Annotated in this window: 16 protein-coding genes; 1 reads left to right on the top strand and 15 read right to left on the bottom strand. The window is 47.5% G+C overall.

All coding sequences use genetic code 11. The features are described from left to right. Positions 1 to 22: 22 nt before the first annotated feature. Positions 23 to 484 (bottom strand): NUDIX hydrolase, encoded by a 462-nt coding sequence (locus QP339_RS04295; protein WP_083294261.1) that lies wholly within the window; start codon positions 482 to 484, stop codon positions 23 to 25. Positions 485 to 501: 17 nt separating this feature from the next. Then, positions 502 to 1,383, bottom strand: coding sequence for a DegV family protein (locus QP339_RS04290; RefSeq protein WP_070616488.1), 882 nt, complete (start codon positions 1,381 to 1,383; stop codon positions 502 to 504). Positions 1,384 to 1,748: 365 nt separating this feature from the next. Between QP339_RS04290 and QP339_RS04285 the strand changes: the two genes are divergently transcribed. Beyond that, positions 1,749 to 2,798 carry a hypothetical protein gene (locus tag QP339_RS04285; RefSeq protein ID WP_284910561.1) on the top strand — a complete coding sequence of 350 codons (1,050 nt, stop codon included), beginning with the start codon at positions 1,749 to 1,751 and terminating at the stop codon, positions 2,796 to 2,798. Positions 2,799 to 2,868: 70 nt separating this feature from the next. Here QP339_RS04285 and trxB read toward each other — a convergent pair whose 3' ends face one another. From trxB to pstC, 13 genes are all read right to left on the bottom strand, one after another. Continuing rightward, positions 2,869 to 3,795, bottom strand: a complete 927-nt coding sequence (trxB, locus tag QP339_RS04280; protein ID WP_284910560.1) for a thioredoxin-disulfide reductase — start codon at positions 3,793 to 3,795, stop codon at positions 2,869 to 2,871. A gap of 4 nt (positions 3,796 to 3,799) precedes the next feature. Continuing rightward, a complete protein-coding gene (gene galU, locus QP339_RS04275) occupies positions 3,800 to 4,681 on the bottom strand; it encodes a UTP--glucose-1-phosphate uridylyltransferase GalU (protein ID WP_284910559.1) in 882 nt (293 codons plus the stop codon). A gap of 22 nt (positions 4,682 to 4,703) precedes the next feature. Further along, positions 4,704 to 5,777, bottom strand: coding sequence for an NAD(P)H-dependent glycerol-3-phosphate dehydrogenase (locus tag QP339_RS04270; RefSeq protein WP_284910558.1), 1,074 nt, complete (start codon positions 5,775 to 5,777; stop codon positions 4,704 to 4,706). Next, positions 5,778 to 6,638 (bottom strand): prolipoprotein diacylglyceryl transferase, encoded by an 861-nt coding sequence (gene lgt, locus QP339_RS04265; RefSeq protein WP_070616477.1) that lies wholly within the window; start codon positions 6,636 to 6,638, stop codon positions 5,778 to 5,780. Between the two features lies 1 nt (position 6,639). After that, the gene (gene hprK, locus QP339_RS04260; protein ID WP_284910557.1) at positions 6,640 to 7,575 is read right to left on the bottom strand and encodes an HPr(Ser) kinase/phosphatase; all 936 of its coding nucleotides are present in this window, start codon (positions 7,573 to 7,575) and stop codon (positions 6,640 to 6,642) included. 154 nt (positions 7,576 to 7,729) lie between these two features. Beyond that, positions 7,730 to 8,026, bottom strand: coding sequence for a PspC domain-containing protein (locus tag QP339_RS04255; RefSeq protein ID WP_070616473.1), 297 nt, complete (start codon positions 8,024 to 8,026; stop codon positions 7,730 to 7,732). A gap of 10 nt (positions 8,027 to 8,036) precedes the next feature. Further along, positions 8,037 to 9,404 (bottom strand): DUF4097 family beta strand repeat-containing protein, encoded by a 1,368-nt coding sequence (locus tag QP339_RS04250; RefSeq protein WP_284910556.1) that lies wholly within the window; start codon positions 9,402 to 9,404, stop codon positions 8,037 to 8,039. A 74-nt stretch (positions 9,405 to 9,478) separates the two neighbouring features. Then, the gene (locus QP339_RS04245) at positions 9,479 to 12,571 is read right to left on the bottom strand and encodes an AAA family ATPase (RefSeq protein WP_284910555.1); all 3,093 of its coding nucleotides are present in this window, start codon (positions 12,569 to 12,571) and stop codon (positions 9,479 to 9,481) included. After that, on the bottom strand, positions 12,568 to 13,728 hold the full coding sequence (locus QP339_RS04240) for an exonuclease SbcCD subunit D (protein WP_284910554.1): 1,161 nt from the start codon (positions 13,726 to 13,728) through the stop codon (positions 12,568 to 12,570). The genes QP339_RS04245 and QP339_RS04240 overlap by 4 nt, the downstream gene beginning before the upstream one ends. A gap of 60 nt (positions 13,729 to 13,788) precedes the next feature. Next, on the bottom strand, positions 13,789 to 16,611 hold the full coding sequence (gene uvrA / locus QP339_RS04235; protein ID WP_284910553.1) for an excinuclease ABC subunit UvrA: 2,823 nt from the start codon (positions 16,609 to 16,611) through the stop codon (positions 13,789 to 13,791). A gap of 189 nt (positions 16,612 to 16,800) precedes the next feature. Further along, positions 16,801 to 17,592 (bottom strand): phosphate ABC transporter ATP-binding protein PstB, encoded by a 792-nt coding sequence (pstB, locus tag QP339_RS04230; RefSeq protein WP_067974642.1) that lies wholly within the window; start codon positions 17,590 to 17,592, stop codon positions 16,801 to 16,803. Between the two features lies 1 nt (position 17,593). After that, positions 17,594 to 18,412: a phosphate ABC transporter permease PstA gene (gene pstA, locus QP339_RS04225; RefSeq protein WP_070616460.1), complete on the bottom strand. Its 819-nt coding sequence runs from the start codon at positions 18,410 to 18,412 to the stop codon at positions 17,594 to 17,596. Beyond that, positions 18,412 to 19,290, bottom strand: coding sequence for a phosphate ABC transporter permease subunit PstC (gene pstC, locus QP339_RS04220; RefSeq protein ID WP_067974634.1), 879 nt, complete (start codon positions 19,288 to 19,290; stop codon positions 18,412 to 18,414). The genes pstA and pstC overlap by 1 nt, the downstream gene beginning before the upstream one ends. Between the last annotated feature and the right edge of the window lie 12 nt (positions 19,291 to 19,302).

Below are 19,302 nucleotides of genomic sequence, written 5' to 3'. Positions count from 1 at the left end.
TCAACTCCTCTCAGTCACTCGGCTACTGGGAGAAATCTTCACAAGCAAGCAAACGGCTCTCCCCATCATAGCTTAATTTCATATCGATATACTGGTCGCTTTCAAATAATTTCTTAAGGAAAATCCGATCCCCTTCCCAGAGTTCTAAATCGGGAATCTGGTCGCGCTTAACCCATTCCAAGTCCCCTTCATAGGTCTGGATCACTTGCCGAGAAGCCAAGCGACCAGTATAGAGGAAGATGTAGAGGGGAGCATCATCCGCAAAGAAAAAAGTGATCACGCCCCGGGCCTGGGCTTCTAGAAGCTCTTGACCCGTTTCTTCCTTCACTTCTCTTTGGGCACATTCTAAAGGGCTCTCACCCCATTCGAACTTACCGCCTACACCTAACCATTTATTATGGTTGATATCATTAGCTTTCTTAGTTCGATGGAGCATAAGGACCTCATCGCCATCAATCAGATAAACTAAACTCGTTAATTGCAAGTCCTGCCTCCTCTTCTTTAATTGGCTTGGTAGCGGCGGGGTAAATTAGGAACGGCAATCACGCCATAAGCATCCCGACCTGCATGGATACCAATTACTGGGGTTAGATAAGTCTTTTCCACCTTAATATGGGGATAGGCAGCTGTAAAAGCTTGCTCTAGGGCTGCCACCCCTTCTGGATTGAGGGCATCCAAAACGATCAGCCGCTCCACCCCATCAGGATAGTCCTGGATCCGCTTCTCGATTTCATCAACAATTGTCGCATAAACACGTTTACGCGACCGCACCTTAGCAAAAACTTCTACCTTGCTATGGACCTCTAGCACAGGGAAGATATTCAATATTTTCCCAATGAGGGCCGAAGCATTACCAGCTCGCCCTCCCTTAACCAGGTAAGACAAGTCTTCAAAGCAACATAAAAGTGCTGTCTGATCAACCATTTTTTCCAGGTGGTCAAGGATCTCTGCTTCACTAGCCCCGGCTTCTTGAAGCCGTATCGTATGGTCAAGCAGGGCTTCAATAGCTAGAGAAATCGACTTAGAATCAATCACATGGACTCTTAAGCGATCATCATACTCGTGCATGACTGAATAGGCGGTTTGATAGGTCCCACTCAAGTCCGCAGACAAGAAAAAACCGTAAACTGCTTCATAGCCTTCCGCCACTAAGTCGTCCATAATATCGTAGAACTGCTGGGGTTGGGGCTGGGAAGTCGTCGGAATCTCTTCTTCTTTGGGTAAGTCTTCGTAGAAACGCTGTAGGGCTTCGGGGTCGGTCGTGTCACGCAAGCTATTGCCATTCGCATAATGAATCGATAGGTAAACTTGATAGACATCGGGATGGTCTTGGTAAGCTTCCGGTAAGGACGCTGTACTGTCAATAATATAAGCTGTTTTCATATCTAACCTTTCCAAGTTATCGCAAAATAACTTCATTCATAGAGTCTCGCTTGCAAGCAAGCGTATATGTTTATTATAACAAATCTGACCTTTAAATGATATGAAAGCGGCGGGTAAAGCCTCTTCCTAAGTCTAGCACAATCTTGTCTTCATGCCTCCTGATTAATTTTTAAAAATATATAAATACTCACTGAGGCAAGTTTTTTCATTGGCTTTCTTCTTCAATTTCAATACAATTATTGTTTTTATTCTCTTAAAAGAGGGCGCTTACACGAGAGAATGCTCCAAATGCCCGTCATGGCAAGGCTTATGCCTTGAATTTATCATACATAAAGATTAAATTAATGAAAAAGGAGGAATTATTTATGCATAGATTTAATCGTTATCTAGGAGCTGGCGACAAAGAAGCCGGCCACAACCTATCATGGGGAGCGATCTTTGCAGGCGTTGTTACTTTTATCGCCTTAATGATCACCCTCGGCTTTATTGGTAATGCCATTGGCTTCGGGACAGTGAGTCCTAAAGCGAGCGACCCAATGTCAGGCGTTGGAACCGGGGTCTTGATTTGGACCGTTATCCAATTAATCCTTTCGTTCTTAGGGGCTGGCTTTGTTTCTGGGATTACCGCCCGTCGCGTGGGTGTGGTTCACGGTTTCTTAACCTGGGCTGTATCAACCATCGCAACCTTTATTTTACTTTCAGTCGCTACCGTGTCGATCCTGTCATCTGTGGGGACTTTCTTTGGCCAAGTAGCACAGACAGCCGGTCAAAGCGTTGAAAGTGTAACTTCCTCAGCAGCTGATAGTGTCTCCAATGGCGTTAATGCCCTCACTGACCAAATTGATGTGAACCAAAGCGACATCCAAAGCCTAGAAAACGATGTCAACGACGTCCTGCGTGATACCAATATTAAAGAGCTTCAACCAGAATACTTGAAGGGGCAGCTCCAAGGGGCAAGTGACGACATCAGCCAAGCTGCTAAAGACTTGGTAACGAATCCTGAGAATTCAGATGCTATCTTTGACCAATTAAGTAATCAATTGCAAGCACGGACAGAAAGCATCACGGAAAACGTGGATGAACAAGCCGTTGCCAATGCCATCGAATCTAACTCTGATTTATCCCAAGCGGAAGCTGAACAAACGACTCAAAATATTGTCGAGGGTTATAACCGTGCAGCAAGCGAAGCCCGTCAACAAATTGACCAAGCTAGCCAAGCGCTTGACCAAACCAAGTCTGAGGCTCAAGACGCGATTGCACAATTACGGAATGAAGCCAACAAAGCTTCTGACACGACTGCTCAAGCTTCAATCTGGGCCTTTGTCGGACTCTTACTTGGTGCCATTCTCTCAGCTCTTGGTGGTTACTTCGGAACAAAATTCGTCACAGAAGAAGCCAATGAAAATCATATCTAGTCTAAACTAGCTATTGCTAGGCAGACAAAAAGCGCCTTTAGCCGGGCGCTTTTTTCTTGTCATTAATTTTTTATAAGCTTTGAATATAATTGTAGGCTTCTTGGCCAGCTTGACCACCGTCACCAACTGCGGTTGAAATTTGCCGCAATTTCTTTTGACGGATATCTCCAGCAGCGAAGATACCAGGAATTTTCGTCAACATATTCTCGTCAGTAATGACCCAGCCTTCCTCATCGGTGATGCCAAGGTCATCAAAGCCAGCTTGGTTGGGGAGGAGGCCAATATAGATAAAGACCCCATCACAGTCTTCGACATATGAACTCCCATCCTTCTTAACAATTCGAACCCCCGTCACCTTCTGACCGTCGCCTAGAATTTCTTGGACTTGGGCATCCCAGGTGAAATCAATCTTCTCATTAGCAAAGGCCCGCTCTTGAAGAATCGCTTGGGCCCGCAACTGGTCGCGTCGGTGGACAATGGTCACTTGCTTGGCATACTGGGTCAAGTAAGCCCCTTCTTCAACAGCTGAGTCTCCTCCACCTACAACGATCAACTTACCATCCTTGAAGAAAGCTCCGTCGCAAACAGCACAGTAGCTAACCCCGCGCCCAGCATAGTCAGCCTCACCAGGCACATCCAGGAGGCGGTGGGTGGACCCCGTTGCAATCACAATCGCCTTAGCTTGGTAGGTTTCAGTATCGGTTTCAATCGTATGATAGGGTTGGCCAGGATGAATCGCTTTAACATTCCCGTAGGCATAATCTGCCCCGAAACGCATGGCCCCTTCATACATGCTGGTCGCCAGGTCTGGCCCTTGGATGCTAGGGAAGCCTGGATAGTTTTCCACTTCAGCTGTATTCAAGAGCTCGCCCCCCGGTACACCCCGCTCTAAGATTAAAACCGATAGGGCTGCCCGTGAGGTATAGAGGGCTGCGGTCATCCCCGCTGGCCCACAGCCAATAACTAAGACGTCATATTGTTTAATTTCTTCACTCATTCTCTCACTCCTTATTTAATTCGTCCTCAAGACTCAGGAGGTAGTCGGTCAGGCCTTGGCGGATACTCTCTTGGCCTAAACCATACTCGACGGTTGTCTTCATATAGCCAAGCTTATCCCCGACATCATAGCGTTGGCCCGTAAATTCGTAAGCAAATACTCGCTGGGTACGATTCAAACGATCAATCGCGTCGGTCAATTGGATCTCATTGCCTGCTCCTGCTTTTTGGGTTTCTAAAAGGCCGAAGATTTCAGGTGTTAATAAATAACGCCCAATAATAGCCAAGTTAGAAGGTGCCACAGAAGGATCCGGTTTTTCGACAAAGCGACGGACATTGTAGATGCCATCACGGAACTTAGCTTCAGGATCGATGATCCCATACTTATCGGTATCTTCCTCGGCAACAGGCATCACGGCAATGTTGGAAGCGTGGGTCTCATTATAGGCGCCAATTAATTGCTTGGTTAAAGGTTCCTCATCTACCATCAAATCGTCCCCGAGCATGACCACAAAGGGTTCGTCGCCAACAAAAGCCTTGGCTTGAAGGACCGCATGGCCGAGGCCTAGTGGGTAGGATTGGCGCTTAAAGTAGAGGTTGAGCCCAACATTCTCCTGAATTAGTTCTAGTAATTGGTCCTCACCCTTCTGCTTGAGGACGCCCTCGAGTTCAATATTCGAATCAAAGTAGTCTTCTAGAGGGCGTTTACTCTTACCCGTGATGATTAAAATATCTTCTATTCCCGACGCTAATGCCTCTTCCACAATAAATTGGATGGTTGGCTTATTGACAATCGGTAGCATCTCTTTAGCCATGGCCTTGGTTGCCGGTAAGAAACGGGTGCCAAAACCAGCTGCTGGAATAATTGCTTTACGTACTTTTTTCATAAGTCCTCCTTAAGAAATTACTTTAAGTTCTTTTCGCCAGATAGTCAATTAATGCGCTTCGCAATTGAGCTTCTTCCTTACCCTCTCGCATCATCAGCTGGGTTAGGGCTTCTTCCACCGGCATGCCTTCATAGAGAATAGCGTAGAGAGCATTGGTAATGGGCATATCGACACCCAAGTCAGCCGCTAATTCGTATGCCGCCTTGGTGGTTGGAATCCCTTCGACGACCATGCCCATCTTAGCTTCTACTTCTTCAGGACTAGCTCCCTGAGCAATCTTGTTGCCGGCCCGCCAATTCCGAGAGTGGACGCTGTTACAGGTTACAATGAGGTCGCCCACCCCGCTTAAGCCAGAAAAGGTTAGGGGATCCGCACCCATAGCCAGGCCCAAGCGGGTAATTTCGGCTAAACCACGCGTGATCAAGGCTGCTTTGGTGTTATCCCCATAGTTTAAACCATCTACCCCGCCGGCCGCGACCGCAATAATATTCTTCAAGGCCCCGCCCAATTCCACACCGATACAGTCAGTGTTGGTATAAACCCGGAAATAGCGATTGAGGAAGACTGCTTGGACTTCCTTGGCCGCTTCTAAGTCTTGGCTCGCTGCTGTGATCGTTGTGATATGGCGGACAGCCACCTCTTCCGCATGACTTGGTCCAGACAGTGCCACGATGCCACGGTAGTCGCAGTCTTCTAGGACTTCTTCGATAATTTGACTGATCCGCAAATGGCTGCCTTGTTCCAAGCCCTTAGAAGCATGGAGGATAAGCGGCGGCTTGTCTGCTTCCGAAGTTTGATCAGAAGCTAAAACTTCCTTCACTTGTTGACTGACAGACCGGATAGCCTTGGTCGGCACCACAAAGCAGACCATATCAGCTTGCTTGAGTGCCTCGCTTAGATCCGTCGTCACTAAGATATCCTCAGCCAGGTGCAGGTCGGGCAGGTAGGCAGCATTAATCCGGGTCTGACGGATCTCTTCTGCTTGCTTTGCATCAATGGTCCAGAGCCGAACCTGGTGTTGGTTGTCATTTAATACCATGGCTAGAGCCGACCCCCAAGAGCCAGCGCCTAGTACAGCAACACGATAACTTTGCATTTAGTTCTCCTCCGTTTTCTTCTGTTCAATCGCATAGAGACTCGCTTCCTGGTAGGGAGTGGGAGCTTTTTTCCAGCGCCGCCAGATAATTGCGCCTAGGCCAATAAGCACCAAGACTAAGGATAAGACTTGAGAGACACGGAAGGGGCCCCAATAGAGGCTATCTGTCCGCAGCCCCTCAATAAGGAAACGTCCAATCCCATACCAGATCAAGTAGAGGAAGGTCGTCTCCCCTACTCTCAGTCTGCCCCTAATATTACGTAAATACAAGAGAACCGCAACCCCTAAAAGGTTCCATAATGACTCGTAAAGAAAGGTCGGATGGTAGTAAACCCCGTCGATCTGCATGCCTTCCACAATAAAATCAGGTAAGTGGAGGCGGTCACGAAGAAATTCTACCGACACGGGGCCTCCATGGGCCTCCTGGTTAACAAAATTTCCCCAGCGACCAATAGCTTGGGCAAGCAGGAGGTAAGGAGCCATCACGTCCGTCAAAAGTAGGAAGCGCCAGCCCTTAGACCGACAATAAAGGTAAATAGTCAATAGGGCTGCTAAAACTCCCCCATAGATGGCAATCCCACCATTCCAAATTTGGATAATCTCATCCAAGTGCTGGCTATAATAATCCCATTCAAAGATCACATAATACAGTCTGGCTCCGATAAAGCCAATGGGAATGGCCCATACCAAGACATCTAAAATTAAATCCTCAGACCAGCCCCGCCGCTTAATTTCACGGCTACCCAATTGAATAGCTAAAAGGATTCCACCAGCTATGATAATCCCATACCAACGAATGGGCCAGCCAAATAGCTCGAAAGCAACGGGATCAATGGCTGCTAAAACATAGTCACTCAACATATTATCCTTCCTCTTGGCTGTTAGTTTCGATTAAATGCGTCAAACGATCCTCAAATTCCTTGGCAGAATTATAGCCAAGATCATTGGCTCGGAAATTCATGGCGGCCACTTCGACGATGCTCGAAATATTCCGCCCCATCTGAACCGGAACAGTAATCTTAGCCACCTTCACTCCAAAGATATCCTCCTCTTCGGCAGCGGTTCCCAAACGGTCATACTTGTCCCCTTTGTGCCAGAGTTTCAACTGGATAATCAAGTTCACCTGCTGCTTCTGGCGAACAGCTCCTGCGCCGTAGAGGGTCATAATATTAATAATACCCAGGCCCCGAATTTCCATCATGTTTTCAAGAATAGCAGGTGCCTCCCCCATAATTGTATACTCATCTCTTTGATAGAGTTCAACCCGATCATCGGCAACCAGGCGGTGTCCATTCTTAACCAGCTCGAGGGCAGCTTCCGACTTACCAACGCCACTCTCGCCCATAATGAGCACACCTAAACCATAAACCTCAACAAAGACGCCATGGCGCGAGGTACGGGTTGCCAAACGTTCCTGAAGATAGGTCGTCAGACGAGAAGAGAGGTGGGTGGTCGAGGTATTGATTCCAATCACCGGAATATGGTTTTCATTAGCTGCCTGGATCACCTCATACTCCGGCCGCAAGTCGCGGGAAAAAACAAAGACCGGTGTCTTATCCCGGGCCAGACGCCGCATCACCAATAAACGTTCTTCACTGGTCATCTTGCTCATAAAAGAATGCTCATTGCGGCCAAAAAGTTGGATCCGTTCTTCAGGATAATAATTAAAATAACCGGTCAATTCCAATCCCGGGCGCGAAATATCTGATACTGTGATCTCTCGATCCAGATAGTCCTCGCCAGAAATAATATTCATCTTGAGTGCCTCTACTAGCTCACGAACTGTAACTACCGCCATGTAGAACTCCTTCCATCCTTCGCATCAATGCTGTTTTTCTCCTATTTTACCATAGATTCCCCCAAGAAGCTTCACCGACATCAAGGACCGCTCCTTAGGCAGGCAAAGAAAATAAAAAAGAAGCCGAGATAAATCAGCTTCTTTTTATTATAGGTTAAAAGTCATTCCAATTTTCCTGTTGGTCATCATCAATGTGTTCCGCTTCTTTAATGCGACCAAAACCTCGGGGGTGGCGGTGGGTTTTCTCAGCTTTGCGCTTAAAAGGCTTTCCTTCACTTGGAATCAAATAAGCCGCCACGATGTAGATCAGGATGAGGAAGGGATTGAAGAAAGTGAAGATGGCGTAAAGCCAGCGAATAAGGGTTGAGCTGACGCCAAAATAAGCTGCCAGGCCCCCTAGTAATCCGGTTAGAACGCGGTCTGTTTTGGATCTTCTTAATTTTTTTGTCATGATTAGCCTCCTATTGCTTAGCCTCTGCCTTCAACCAGATATCTCCAGAAACGGATGACAGGTTGATTTGGGCAGGGCGTGTCTCGCCTAAATAATATATGCTCTTCGCTTGGTTAAAGCGAGAATCAGCCAAGGTTTCTACCTTAAAGCTTTCTTGCCGCCAACGGATGCTTCCATTATTGGAGCGCAGATCAGCATTCAAACTCGTTGCTGGGTTGACATTGAGCTTGACATCTCCCGAAGTGGTCTGGCAGTTAACGGTCTCTAAGTCTGGGCTTGTCACCGTCAACCGCAAGTTCCCATTCAGGGTGTCCATGGCCAGCTCGCGAACCTCTCCAATAAAGCGCTGGTCCCCATTGGCTGTCTGCGCATCCAGATGGTCAAAGGCAACTTGGTCCAAGACCACTAAACCATTCTTGGTATTCACCCGGCCACTGTTTGCCTGGCACTCAGCGACCCGGATATCCCCATCAATGGTATAAAGATCCAGGCTTTCCGCTTCTAAACCAGTCAGCTGGATGCCTCCTAATAAACTCCTAAAATTCAATTGGCTGAATTTTACTTTGGGCAGGCGCAAGTGGATATTAGTAGACAGCAGGCGGTTATTTAATTCAAAACGTAAACATCCGCCTTGGTTTTCAATCAGGGTTCTTTTTCTAAAGGCCTCTTCAACGCTTTCTTCCTGATACTTACCTAGGATAGTCCCTGTCACTAAGACTTCCACCTGGTCGATCTCGGCGACTTCAACCAGAATATCTCCCTTAGAGATCGAAAAATCAAAATCCTTGGCGATCTCGTCAAAAGTAAAGCGCTCCTCAAATTGCCGGGTGACTAAGTGGGGACGAGGGATTCCCGACCGGCCCCTGTCAAAGTGAACCGTTCCTTCAACGGCCGTCTTAAGGTCCTTAAACATTTGCCCCAAGCCTGATTTCTCTTCCTGGTTGGTCTTTGCTTTTGGCTCCTCTACTGGCTCGTCTGCTGACTCGTTATTTGATTGGCTAGCTTGGTCCCGCAAGCAAGCCAATTCTGCTTTAAGACCCTTGATCTCTTCTTCTAAGGCCAACTTGGACTCCGCTTCGTCCGCTGATTCAGCCAACCCCAGTTCTTCTAAGGCAGCCTCCTTGACATCTAATTCAGCTTCTAATTTTTCTTCGCGATCTAAATAGTAATTTTTCAGAATAGCTTGGGCTAAGTCATCCTGGCCTTGGTCTTCATAGAATTCCGCCAAGGCTTGTGCTTCTTCAAATGAGAGGCCCTGCTTCTGCTTTTGGCTATCACTTTCTTTAGCTTGGCGCTGTTCTAAAAGCACCAAGGCTTCTTCTCGACTGAGTAAACCTTCTTGAACTAATTTCAATATCCGTTGTTTGTCCTCACTCATCGTGTCGCCTCCTTGTTTATCTTGACCCTATTATCTCAATTTTTTCAAGCTTTAGCATAGGCCCTGAGATGTATTTATCCAGTAAGCCCCCGAAAGGCACAGCGGCTGCCTGCTGGACTGGCTGTCACTGCCAATTGAACTGGCAGCTCCTGCTTCAATTCCTCCACATGGGAAATAATCGCAATCAAGCGGCCACTGGCTTCCTGGAGCTCAATCAAGGTATCCATAGCCTGGTGGAGGGACTCTTCATCTAAGCTGCCAAAGCCTTCATCAATGAAGAGGGTCGAAATTTCTATCCCGCCTGCATGGTTTTGAATCACATCGCTTAAGGCTAGGGCCAGGGAGAGTGAAGCCTTAAAGCTCTCACCCCCTGATAGGGACTGGACGCTGCGGCTGCTACCGGAATAATAATCCATTACTGCCAAGTCTAAACCCTTAGCAGCTATCCCCCCCTTGTCTGTGTGGTCTCGCAAGAACTGGTAGCGACCGCTCGTCATCTGCTTAAAGCGTCGATTGGCCTGCTGGATGATCTGATCAAAGTAATAAGCTAAGATATAGCGCTCAAAAGAAATACGTTGGCTTCCTGACCGTGTCCCGTTAGCGACTTCAGCAAGTAAGACCAATTCCCCGTAATGTTGGGATTGAGCTTGGTAGCGGGCTAAGCGGGCACTGAAGGCCTGGTCGAGCTGATCTAGGCGGGCCAGCTGGGTCAAGCGACTATCCCGGAATTTTTGTTCTTTTTGAACTTGATCGCTTACTTCCTTGAGACGGGCTTGAGTTTGGTCAAGGTCTAGAGTCTCCTCCCTAGTAGCCACGGCTTGACGGTTCTTGGCTATTTGTTGGTCCAGAGCATAACGGTCTTGTTCATAATTTCGCCAAAATTTCTCCACAGCTGACCAATCTTTATCCGCACGGTGGTAGGTAGAAAGGTCTTCGGCCGTGAGATCAAAATCGGCTAGGCTAGCCTGGAAGTGCGACCAGCCCTCTTGGTAACGCTGGTCTTGCCGTCCCAGGCTCTCTTCCAAGCCATCTTTTTGTGCTTTTAAGCGAACCACTTGGTCACTTGCTGCTTGGAAGCTGGCTTGAGCTTTTTGATAGGCCTCTTTTACCTTTTGAATTTTCTGTTCAAGTTCTTTTTCAGCAGCCAGGAGGGCATCCATTTCCTGGTAGTTTAGCTGGGCAGCCAAAGCCTGCATGTCCTCTTTTAAGTCCTTATACTGACTTTCCTGGTTATCCAAACGTTCTCTGAGCTGACCTTCTTCTTGTTTGACCGCAACTTGTTTTGCTTGGTAGGTCACGAGATCTTCTTGGACCTGGTCATAGTCCCTTTGGCGCTGGGCTTGGGCCTTCTCTTTGGCTAATAGCTGGTCCGCTTGGTCTTTTAGGCGACGGTCTTCTTCTGACAAGTCAGAGGAGAAGCCCCCTTCTTTTGCCTGGTCTTCCAGCTGGTTTATAAGCTGCTGAAATTCTTTTTGGGCATAGCCCAGCTGGCTACCCAGCTGGGTCAAATCCTGGTAGGCCTGGCGCTCCTCAGTTTCTAAACTGGCTATATCTGGCACCGACCCCTCTTGGTCACTTGTCCCTTCATAAGGTACTGGATGGTCCAAGCTCCCACAAAGCGGACAAGCCTGGCCAGGGACTAAGTCAGCCGCTAACTTGCCCAGATAATCCGCTTGTTCCCTGAGCCGGCCTGCCTCAAGCGCCGACTGAGTCTGCCGCCAAGTCTCTTGAGCTGCTTGGTAGGCTAGCTCAAGCTGGCTAAACTGGTCTGCCTGCTCCTGCTTACTTGCCATTAAGTGGCGGTAAGTCGCATAAGCTGCCTGCTTATTTTCCAACTGGTAGCGCTCCTTAAGCAAGTCGTCAGGATTCAACCAGTGAGCCTGGATCTGCTGAGCTTTTTCTTTAGCTAGGTCAATCTTTTGCTCAAGCCTTGCTTGGTCTTCCTGAAGGGCAAGAAGTTTCTTTTGACTCGCCTGGATGGATTGGTCAAGTGCTTGGATATTTTCCCGTTTTTTCAACCAGGACTTTAAGTCATGTTCCTCCAAACGCATCTGGGCCAGCTCTTCCTCCCAGTCGTCGACTTGGGCATAGGATTCTTGACTGGCTTCTAAGCTGCTTTGAGCAGCTTCTTTAGCGGCCTGGTATCGGCTAGCTTCTGCTTCGACCTCCCCCAGCCGCTTTCTTTCCTGGCTAATGACTTCCGCCAATTGTTCCAAATCAGCTTGATTCTTAGCTAGGGGCCGCGTTTTTTGATAGAAGTCCCAATCCGCTTTGGCCTTATGATAGACCGAAGACTTTTGGTCTAGATCAGCTTGTACTTGGGCCAAGCGGTCCGCTTCTTTTAAGCGTTCTAAATGTTGGTTTAGCGCCTGACTTTCTGCTTGCCCATCTCCGATCTTCTTTTCCGCTGCCTTAACACTTGCTCGCTGGTCTTCCAAAGCCTCCGCCACTTGGTCCCCAAAAGAGGCGAAATCTTCTTGATTAGCAGCTTCTCTTAAAGCTTCTTGACTCGCTTCATCTAACAAGTCCAGGATAGCCGCTTGATCCTCTTTAAGGGCTTGGTAGTCTTGGCCCATTTCTTTCTCTAAAGTTTGTTTCTTGGCTTGGAGTTCATCCTGGAAGTTTTTAAGCTGGTAGGTCGTAAAAATCTTGCGAAAGATGACCTCTTTTTCACGGCTAGGGGCCTCTAAGAGCTGCTTGAATTCACCCTGGGGGAGCATTACAATTTGTCGGAACTGGTCAACACTGAGGCCTAATAGCTCTTCTAGGGCCTGGTTAGCTTCTTGGGTCTTTTGGAAGACCCGGTCCCCTCGGTCGAAAGTTACATTTGCCTTCAGATTAATCGGGCGTTGGGTTTTAGGACTGGGGCCCTTTTGCTGGGGAATACGTTTAACGGAATAAGTCTTTCCGCCAAGTTCAAAGCGCAAATAAACATAGGACAGTTCATGGTCACTAGCTAAGTCTGATTTGAGCTCAGCTTCCTGGCGCGAACTGCCGCTGGTCTTCCCATAGAGGGCATAGACAATGGCATCGAATATGGTCGTCTTACCAGCGCCAGTGGGGCCCGTAATTAGAAAAAGCTGGGTCTGACCTAGGTCCCGGAAATCAATCTGCATCCGCTCACGATAGGGGCCAAAAGCTTGCAACTCTAATATAATCGGTTTCATTGGTCACACGCCTCCTCTCCTCTGCCTTGGGTCTCAGCCATAACTTGCTTAACCACTTGCTCTTGGTAAGCCGTCAAGACCTGGCCCGTTTGATCTTCATAAAACTCGGCAAAGACCTGGTCTAAAGCTTCTTTTTGCTGGGCCTGGTAACCTGTTTCAGATTGTGGTTGATCGACTTCTAGGGCCGAGTAGGTCAAGGCCATAATGTGGGGATAGACTTTGCGCAAGCGTGCCATCGCTTCATGGACAGGCTGGGCATCAGTCAATTCCACATAGAGGTAGTCATCGGACTGGTCGGCCATTAAGTCTTCAAAAGTCCCCTTTATCTGCCGCAAATCATATTTAGGATGGATGGGATGGGGGGTAACGGTCAAGTCTTCCTTGGTCAGATCAACTTCCAAAAAGACCTTCCGTTGACGGGCTTCCGATTTTGAGTATTTTAAGGGAGAGCCGCTGTAGTAGATATGCTGGTTCTTTACAAACTGGCGACCGTGCAAGTGTCCTAGGGCGACATAGTCAAAATCCTCAAAGAGATCAGCAGGCACATAGGCAGAGTTCCCCATGCTCAGGGGACGCTCAGACTCTGTATGCTCTAAATCTGCCCCTGCCTCGTCCAAATCGACATTGGTTACATAGCCATGGAAGACTAAGAGGTTGAGGCGGTCAGGTCGCCAGTCCCCCGCTTTAATGGTTTGGATTTGAGCCGCTAGCGCATCGGCCATCGAGCGGATTGTCTGATCAGGGTACAGCTTTTGGATTTGACCATAGTCACTGTAGGGAAGGAGATAAACATCTGCCTCTTCCAGACAGACACGGCGGATTTCTTTTTTAACCATCCCCTCTAGGTACAGGCCCTCCTTTTCTAAGATAGCAGAAGCATAGTCGATCCGCTCCCCGCTATCATGGTTGCCCGAGATAATACAAATGGGGCAAGCGATTTCTTCCGACATCTGGGTCAATAATTGATTGCACAGGTGGACACTCTCGCGATTAGGAAGCGACCGATCATAAAGATCCCCCGCAATAATCACAAGATCGGGCTCCATCTCTGCTACCTGACTGATCCATGCCGTTAAAACTTCCGCCTGGTCATCGAGCAGACTTCTTTCGTTGATCACTTTTCCGATATGCCAATCGGAAGTATGGATAATTTTCATATGGACTCCTCACTCGGTGAAAAAGAGGCTGGTAAATTCGTCCACCCTCTTTGACACAACTTATTCATTTTCCAGCAATGGTTTTAGGTATTGACCGGTGTAGGAAGCTTCCACTTGGGCCACTTCCTCAGGGGTCCCACAAGCAACGAGCTGGCCACCCTTTTCACCGCCTTCTGGTCCCAGGTCAACAATGTAATCAGCGGTTTTAATCACATCTAGATTATGTTCAATAATAATCACCGTGTTCCCCGCATCCACTAGACGCTGGAGGACCTCTAAGAGACGCTTAATATCATGACTATGTAAGCCAGTCGTTGGCTCATCAAGGATATAGACCGTCTTCCCTGTCGCCACGCGCTGGAGCTCACTGGCTAACTTCATCCGTTGGGCTTCACCACCAGAAAGTGAAGGTGCAGGTTGGCCCAGGCTAACATAGCCCAAGCCTACATCCACCATGGTCTGCAATTTACGCTTGATCTTTGGCACCGCAGAGAAGAAGTCCAAAGCTTCCTCAGCCCGCATGTCCAAGACCTCCGCAATATTCTTTCCTTTATAAGTGACTTCCAAGGTCTCCGCATTGTAGCGGGTCCCCTTGCAGAGCTCGCAAGGCACATAGACATCTGGTAGGAAATGCATTTCTACCTTAAGAATACCGTCACCCTTGCAGGCTTCACAGCGCCCTCCTTTGACATTAAAGGAGAAGCGTCCCTTATTGTAGCCACGGATCTTCGCCTCATTGGTTTGGGCAAAGAGTTCCCGAATATCGTCGAAAACAGAGGTATAGGTCGCTGGATTCGACCGGGGTGTCCGGCCGATTGGACTCTGGTCAATATCAATAATCTTGTCTAGGCCCTCATAACCAGAAACACTATCTGCCTTGCCGGGATGAATTTGTGCCCGGTTGAGGTCGCGCGTCAAGGTTTTCTTAAGGACTTCGTTGATCAGCGAACTCTTACCCGAGCCAGAAACGCCAGTCACGACATCCAAACGCCCAATAGGTAGGCGGACATCGATCCCTTTCAGGTTATTCTGGCGGGCGCCCTTAATCTCTAGCCAGCCTTTATCTTCCTGACGACGTTCGGATGGGACTTCAATGGCCAGGTCTCCACTCAGATAGCGGCCTGTCAGCGAATCAGGATTTTGAGCCACTTCTTGGGGTGTGCCGCTAGCCACGACTTCTCCCCCGTGCTCACCAGCACCTGGTCCCATATCGATAAGATAATCCGCTGCCCACATGGTCTCCTCGTCGTGTTCCACTACGATGAGGGTATTCCCTAAATCACGCATTCTCTGCAGAGAGCGGATCAAGCGATCATTATCTCTTTGGTGGAGACCAATCGAAGGCTCATCTAGGACATACATGATACCCGATAGGTTAGATCCAATCTGGGTAGCCAAACGAATACGTTGGGCTTCCCCACCCGATAAGCTGCCAGCTGAACGGTCGAGTGTTAAATAATCGAGGCCAACTTCTTGTAAGAAGCCCAGCCGAGACCGCAATTCTTCAAGAATCGGTGCAGCAATTTCACTATCCTGTTCCCCCAAGTGGAGTTGCTTAAAGAAGTGGATCGTTTTCTCAATCGGCATGGCCGTTACTTCGGCTATATCCTCACCTTCGACCTTGACACAGAGAGCTCGCTCATTCAAGCGTTTGCCATGGCACTTGTCACAAGGCAATTCGGCCAGGTATTGCCGCATATTGTCGCGTACCATATTGGAGGAACTGTTATGATAACGCCGGCTGACATTATTAGCGACTCCTTCAAAGGTCATATCCTTATCTTGGACCTTGCCAAAGTCATTAACATAGTGAAAATGGAAGGTCTCATCCTTAGAGCCATAGAGCAATAAGTCCCTCTGCTCTTCTGTCAGGTCTTCAAAAGCTTTGTCGAAAGGAATATCAAAGGCTTCCGCTGCTTGTTTTAAGAGGGTAGGATAGTAGCCTGACCAATTAGAATTCCAAGCCTGAATGGCGCCCTCTTCTAGACTTTTGGACGGATCAGGTACCAGTAAGTCCAAGTCAACCACCAATTTCTGTCCCAAACCATCGCATACTTCACAACGTCCATAGGGTGCATTGAAAGAAAAGAGTCGAGGTTCCAGTTCCCCTACGGTAAAGCCACACAGGGGGCAGGCATAATGCTCAGAAAAAAGGATCTCTTCCCCATCAATGATATCCAAAAGGGCATAGCCATCCGTTAGGCGGAGGGCGGTCTCCAAAGAATCTGCTAAACGCGTCCGGATACCGTCCTTAATGACTAAACGATCAATCACAATATTAATATTATGTTTCTGATTTTTATTCAGTTCTGGAAGATCCTCGATATCATAGAGCTCGCCATCAATTTGAACCCGGACATAGCCCTGCTGTTGGATCTTTTCTAGCAAACGTTTATGCTGGCCCTTCTTGCCGTAAACCACTGGTGCCATGACCTGGACGCGGGTTCTCTCTTCCAAGGATTCCGCCCGCTCAATCATCTGGTCAATGGACTGACTAGCAATCGGTGTCCCATCATTGGGACAGATGGGGTGGCCTACCCGGGCATAGAGTAAACGTAGGTAGTCGTTCACTTCCGTAATCGTTCCTACAGTCGACCGAGGATTTCGGTTGGTTGTCTTCTGGTCAATTGAGATAGCGGGACTCAGCCCATCGATACTATCAACATCTGCTTTACGAGAATTCCCTAAGAATTGACGAGCGAAGGCTGACAGGCTTTCAATATAACGACGCTGTCCCTCCGCATAGAGCGTATCGAAAGCTAGAGAAGACTTTCCCGAACCTGATAAGCCTGTTACAACGACCATTTCATTGCGTGGAATTTCAACATCAATATTTTTTAAATTGTGAGAACGCGCCCCACGAACCACTATTTCATCTCTCACAGACTTCACTCTTTCTTTGACAATTTATCCATGTATACAAACAAGTGTTCTAATTCATTATAGCATGGATCAAAGGAATTAACTATATTATACTCCACGCCCCATTCTAAAGCTTTCCTAGTCGATTCTCAAATGATTTGCAAAAAAATAAGCCGGACTCGAGGTCCGGCTGGATAAAATATAATTTGATTAACCAAAACGTCCTGCAACATAATCGGCTGTCTGCTCGTTATTTGGATTATTGAAGATTTGTTCGGTTGGTCCGAATTCAATAATCCGTGAATGACCAGGCGCTCGATCAGGGTCAGCATAGAAGAATGCTGTATAATCAGATACCCGGGCTGCTTGCTGCATATTGTGGGTTACGATAACAATAGTATATTTTTCTTTCAACTCTTGAACAAGTTCTTCAATCTTAAGGGTTGAAATTGGGTCCAAAGCTGAAGTTGGTTCATCCATCAGTAAGATTTCAGGTTTTACTGCAAGGGCACGTGCGATACATACCCGTTGCTGCTGACCACCAGAAATCGCTAAACCAGACTTGTTAAGGTCGTCTTTGACTTCATCCCAGATGGCAGCCCCTTTAAGAGAAGTTTCCACGATTTCATCTAATTCCGCCTTATCTTTAGTCCCATGAGTCCGTGGCCCATAAGCTACATTGTCATAGATGCTCATAGGGAAGGGGTTAGGTTGTTGGAAAACCATCCCCACCCGTTTTCTCAAGTGGTTAACATTGACATCCTTGGCATAGATATCCTTACCATCTAAAGCAATCTCACCTGTAATTTTGCAACCTTCAATTAAGTCATTCATACGATTTAAACTCTTTAAGAAGGTTGATTTCCCTGAACCTGATGGGCCGATTAAGGCGGTTACCTGTTTTTCATAAATATCCATATCGATATCTTCCAAGGCTTGGAAATTGCCATAAAATAGGCTCATATTCCGAGCAGTCATTGTTACTTTGTGTTCTTCTGCCATTTTATTTTTGTCCCCCTTGAGCTCCTAATTTATTGGATAACCAAGTCGATAATCCGTTGATAATTAATACAAATAATAGTAAGACCACACCTGTTGCCATGGCTTGGTCACGGTGCAAGCCTTCTGTTGATAAAATATACATGTGTAAGGCCAGTGTCCGACCAGATGCAAATAAGCTATCGGGCAAGCTAGTTGCGGTCCCTAAGGTGTACATAAGAGCCGCCGTTTCCCCAACAATCCGTCCAATCGCTAAGATAATACCGGATAGGATACCAGGCATAGCCACTGGTAAAACGATCTTGAAGATGGTCCGTAGTTTACCAGCCCCTAAACCAAAGCTCCCTTCACGCATCTTATCGCTGACAGACATCAAACCTTCTTCGGTATTCCGAATAATTAATGGAAGGACCATAACCGCCATGGTCAAGATACCTGCTAGTAATGAATATTGGAAGCCAGCAGCAATAACAAAGGCTAGCATACCGAACAAACCATAAACAATGGATGGAACCCCTGATAAGGTATCAGAAGCTACCCGAATGGCTTCTACCCATTTATTATTCTTACCAGCATATTCAATCAAATAAAAACCAGCGAATACCCCCAAAGGTACAGCAATTAACAAGGCACCTAGGATCACATAAATAGTTGTGATAATGGCGGGCATCATCGACACATTATCAGTTGTATACTCAAAGGCAAAAAGGTCTGCTGATAGGTAAGGAATCCCGTTAATTAGCACATAGCCGATAATATAGATAAGCCAAGCAAAAGTTACGATAGTAAAGAAATAGGTTAGGTACTTTAATGCTTTATCCATTAGCCTTGCACGCCTCCTTTGCGTTTAACAACTGCTAAGATCCCGTTAATCATTAGGACGATGACAAAGAGTACAGCCCCTGTTGCAATCAAAGCGCTCCGGTGGTCGCCGGATGCATAGGCCATTTCCAACATAATGTTAGCCGTCATGGTCCGGGTCCCTTGGAAAAGACCTTTAGGGAAGACAGCCGCGTTCCCGGCTACCATGATAACCGCCATGGTTTCGCCGACAGCCCGACCAATCCCCATAATAACGGAGGCCAGAATCCCCGAGCGAGCAGCTGGTACCATAATGCGGTAGGCTGTCCGGTCGTGAGTTGCCCCTAAACCAACAGAAGCTTGGTAATAGGACTTAGGAACCGCACGCAAGGATGATTCAGACATGGTAATAATAGTCGGTAAGATCATAATACCCAAAACTAGGCCAGCTGTAAATACACTCATCCCGCTGGAAGGAATTCCCATCGACCGAACCGTCTTACGGATAATCGGAACTAAAACCACCAAACCGAAGTAACCGTAAACGATGGATGGAATCCCAGCCATCAAGTTGACCCCTGGTTTAAGGATTTTATGCAATTTGTCTGGGCAGTAGAAGGCCATAAAGACTGCTGTAAAGATGCCAGTTGGAACTCCAAACAAAATAGCCAGACAGGTTACATAGAAAGATCCAACCAACATTGGAGCAATCCCATAGATATCATTAGTTGGCTTCCAGGTATCCCCAAACAGAAAGCTTCCCAGCCCATAGTCAGCTAAGAAAGGAATACTGCGTGCAAAAATGAAGTAGCAAATTGCTGCTAAAGCAAAGATAGACAGCAAGGCGCAGATGAAGAAAATCCACTTCATTACGACTTCAAGTGTATTATTTTGATTCATTGCTTTCTCCTC

Source organism: Aerococcus sp. UMB7834, from assembly GCF_030215145.1.
Lineage (GTDB): Bacteria > Bacillota > Bacilli > Lactobacillales > Aerococcaceae > Aerococcus.
The sequence above is the reverse complement of the archived record's forward strand: the minus strand, read 5'-3'. Positions and strand labels throughout refer to the sequence as shown.

Coding starts and splice junctions, on each gene's coding strand:
- QP339_RS04290 (WP_070616488.1), bottom strand. CDS start 1,383: ATGAAAACAGCTTATATTATTGACAGTACAGCGTCCTTACCGGAAGCT.
- QP339_RS04285 (WP_284910561.1), top strand. CDS start 1,749: ATGCATAGATTTAATCGTTATCTAGGAGCTGGCGACAAAGAAGCCGGC.
- trxB (WP_284910560.1), bottom strand. CDS start 3,795: ATGAGTGAAGAAATTAAACAATATGACGTCTTAGTTATTGGCTGTGGG.
- galU (WP_284910559.1), bottom strand. CDS start 4,681: ATGAAAAAAGTACGTAAAGCAATTATTCCAGCAGCTGGTTTTGGCACC.
- QP339_RS04270 (WP_284910558.1), bottom strand. CDS start 5,777: ATGCAAAGTTATCGTGTTGCTGTACTAGGCGCTGGCTCTTGGGGGTCG.
- lgt (WP_070616477.1), bottom strand. CDS start 6,638: ATGTTGAGTGACTATGTTTTAGCAGCCATTGATCCCGTTGCTTTCGAG.
- hprK (WP_284910557.1), bottom strand. CDS start 7,575: ATGGCGGTAGTTACAGTTCGTGAGCTAGTAGAGGCACTCAAGATGAAT.
- QP339_RS04255 (WP_070616473.1), bottom strand. CDS start 8,026: ATGACAAAAAAATTAAGAAGATCCAAAACAGACCGCGTTCTAACCGGA.
- QP339_RS04250 (WP_284910556.1), bottom strand. CDS start 9,404: ATGAGTGAGGACAAACAACGGATATTGAAATTAGTTCAAGAAGGTTTA.
- QP339_RS04245 (WP_284910555.1), bottom strand. CDS start 12,571: ATGAAACCGATTATATTAGAGTTGCAAGCTTTTGGCCCCTATCGTGAG.
- QP339_RS04240 (WP_284910554.1), bottom strand. CDS start 13,728: ATGAAAATTATCCATACTTCCGATTGGCATATCGGAAAAGTGATCAAC.
- pstB (WP_067974642.1), bottom strand. CDS start 17,592: ATGGCAGAAGAACACAAAGTAACAATGACTGCTCGGAATATGAGCCTA.
- pstA (WP_070616460.1), bottom strand. CDS start 18,412: ATGGATAAAGCATTAAAGTACCTAACCTATTTCTTTACTATCGTAACT.
- pstC (WP_067974634.1), bottom strand. CDS start 19,290: ATGAATCAAAATAATACACTTGAAGTCGTAATGAAGTGGATTTTCTTC.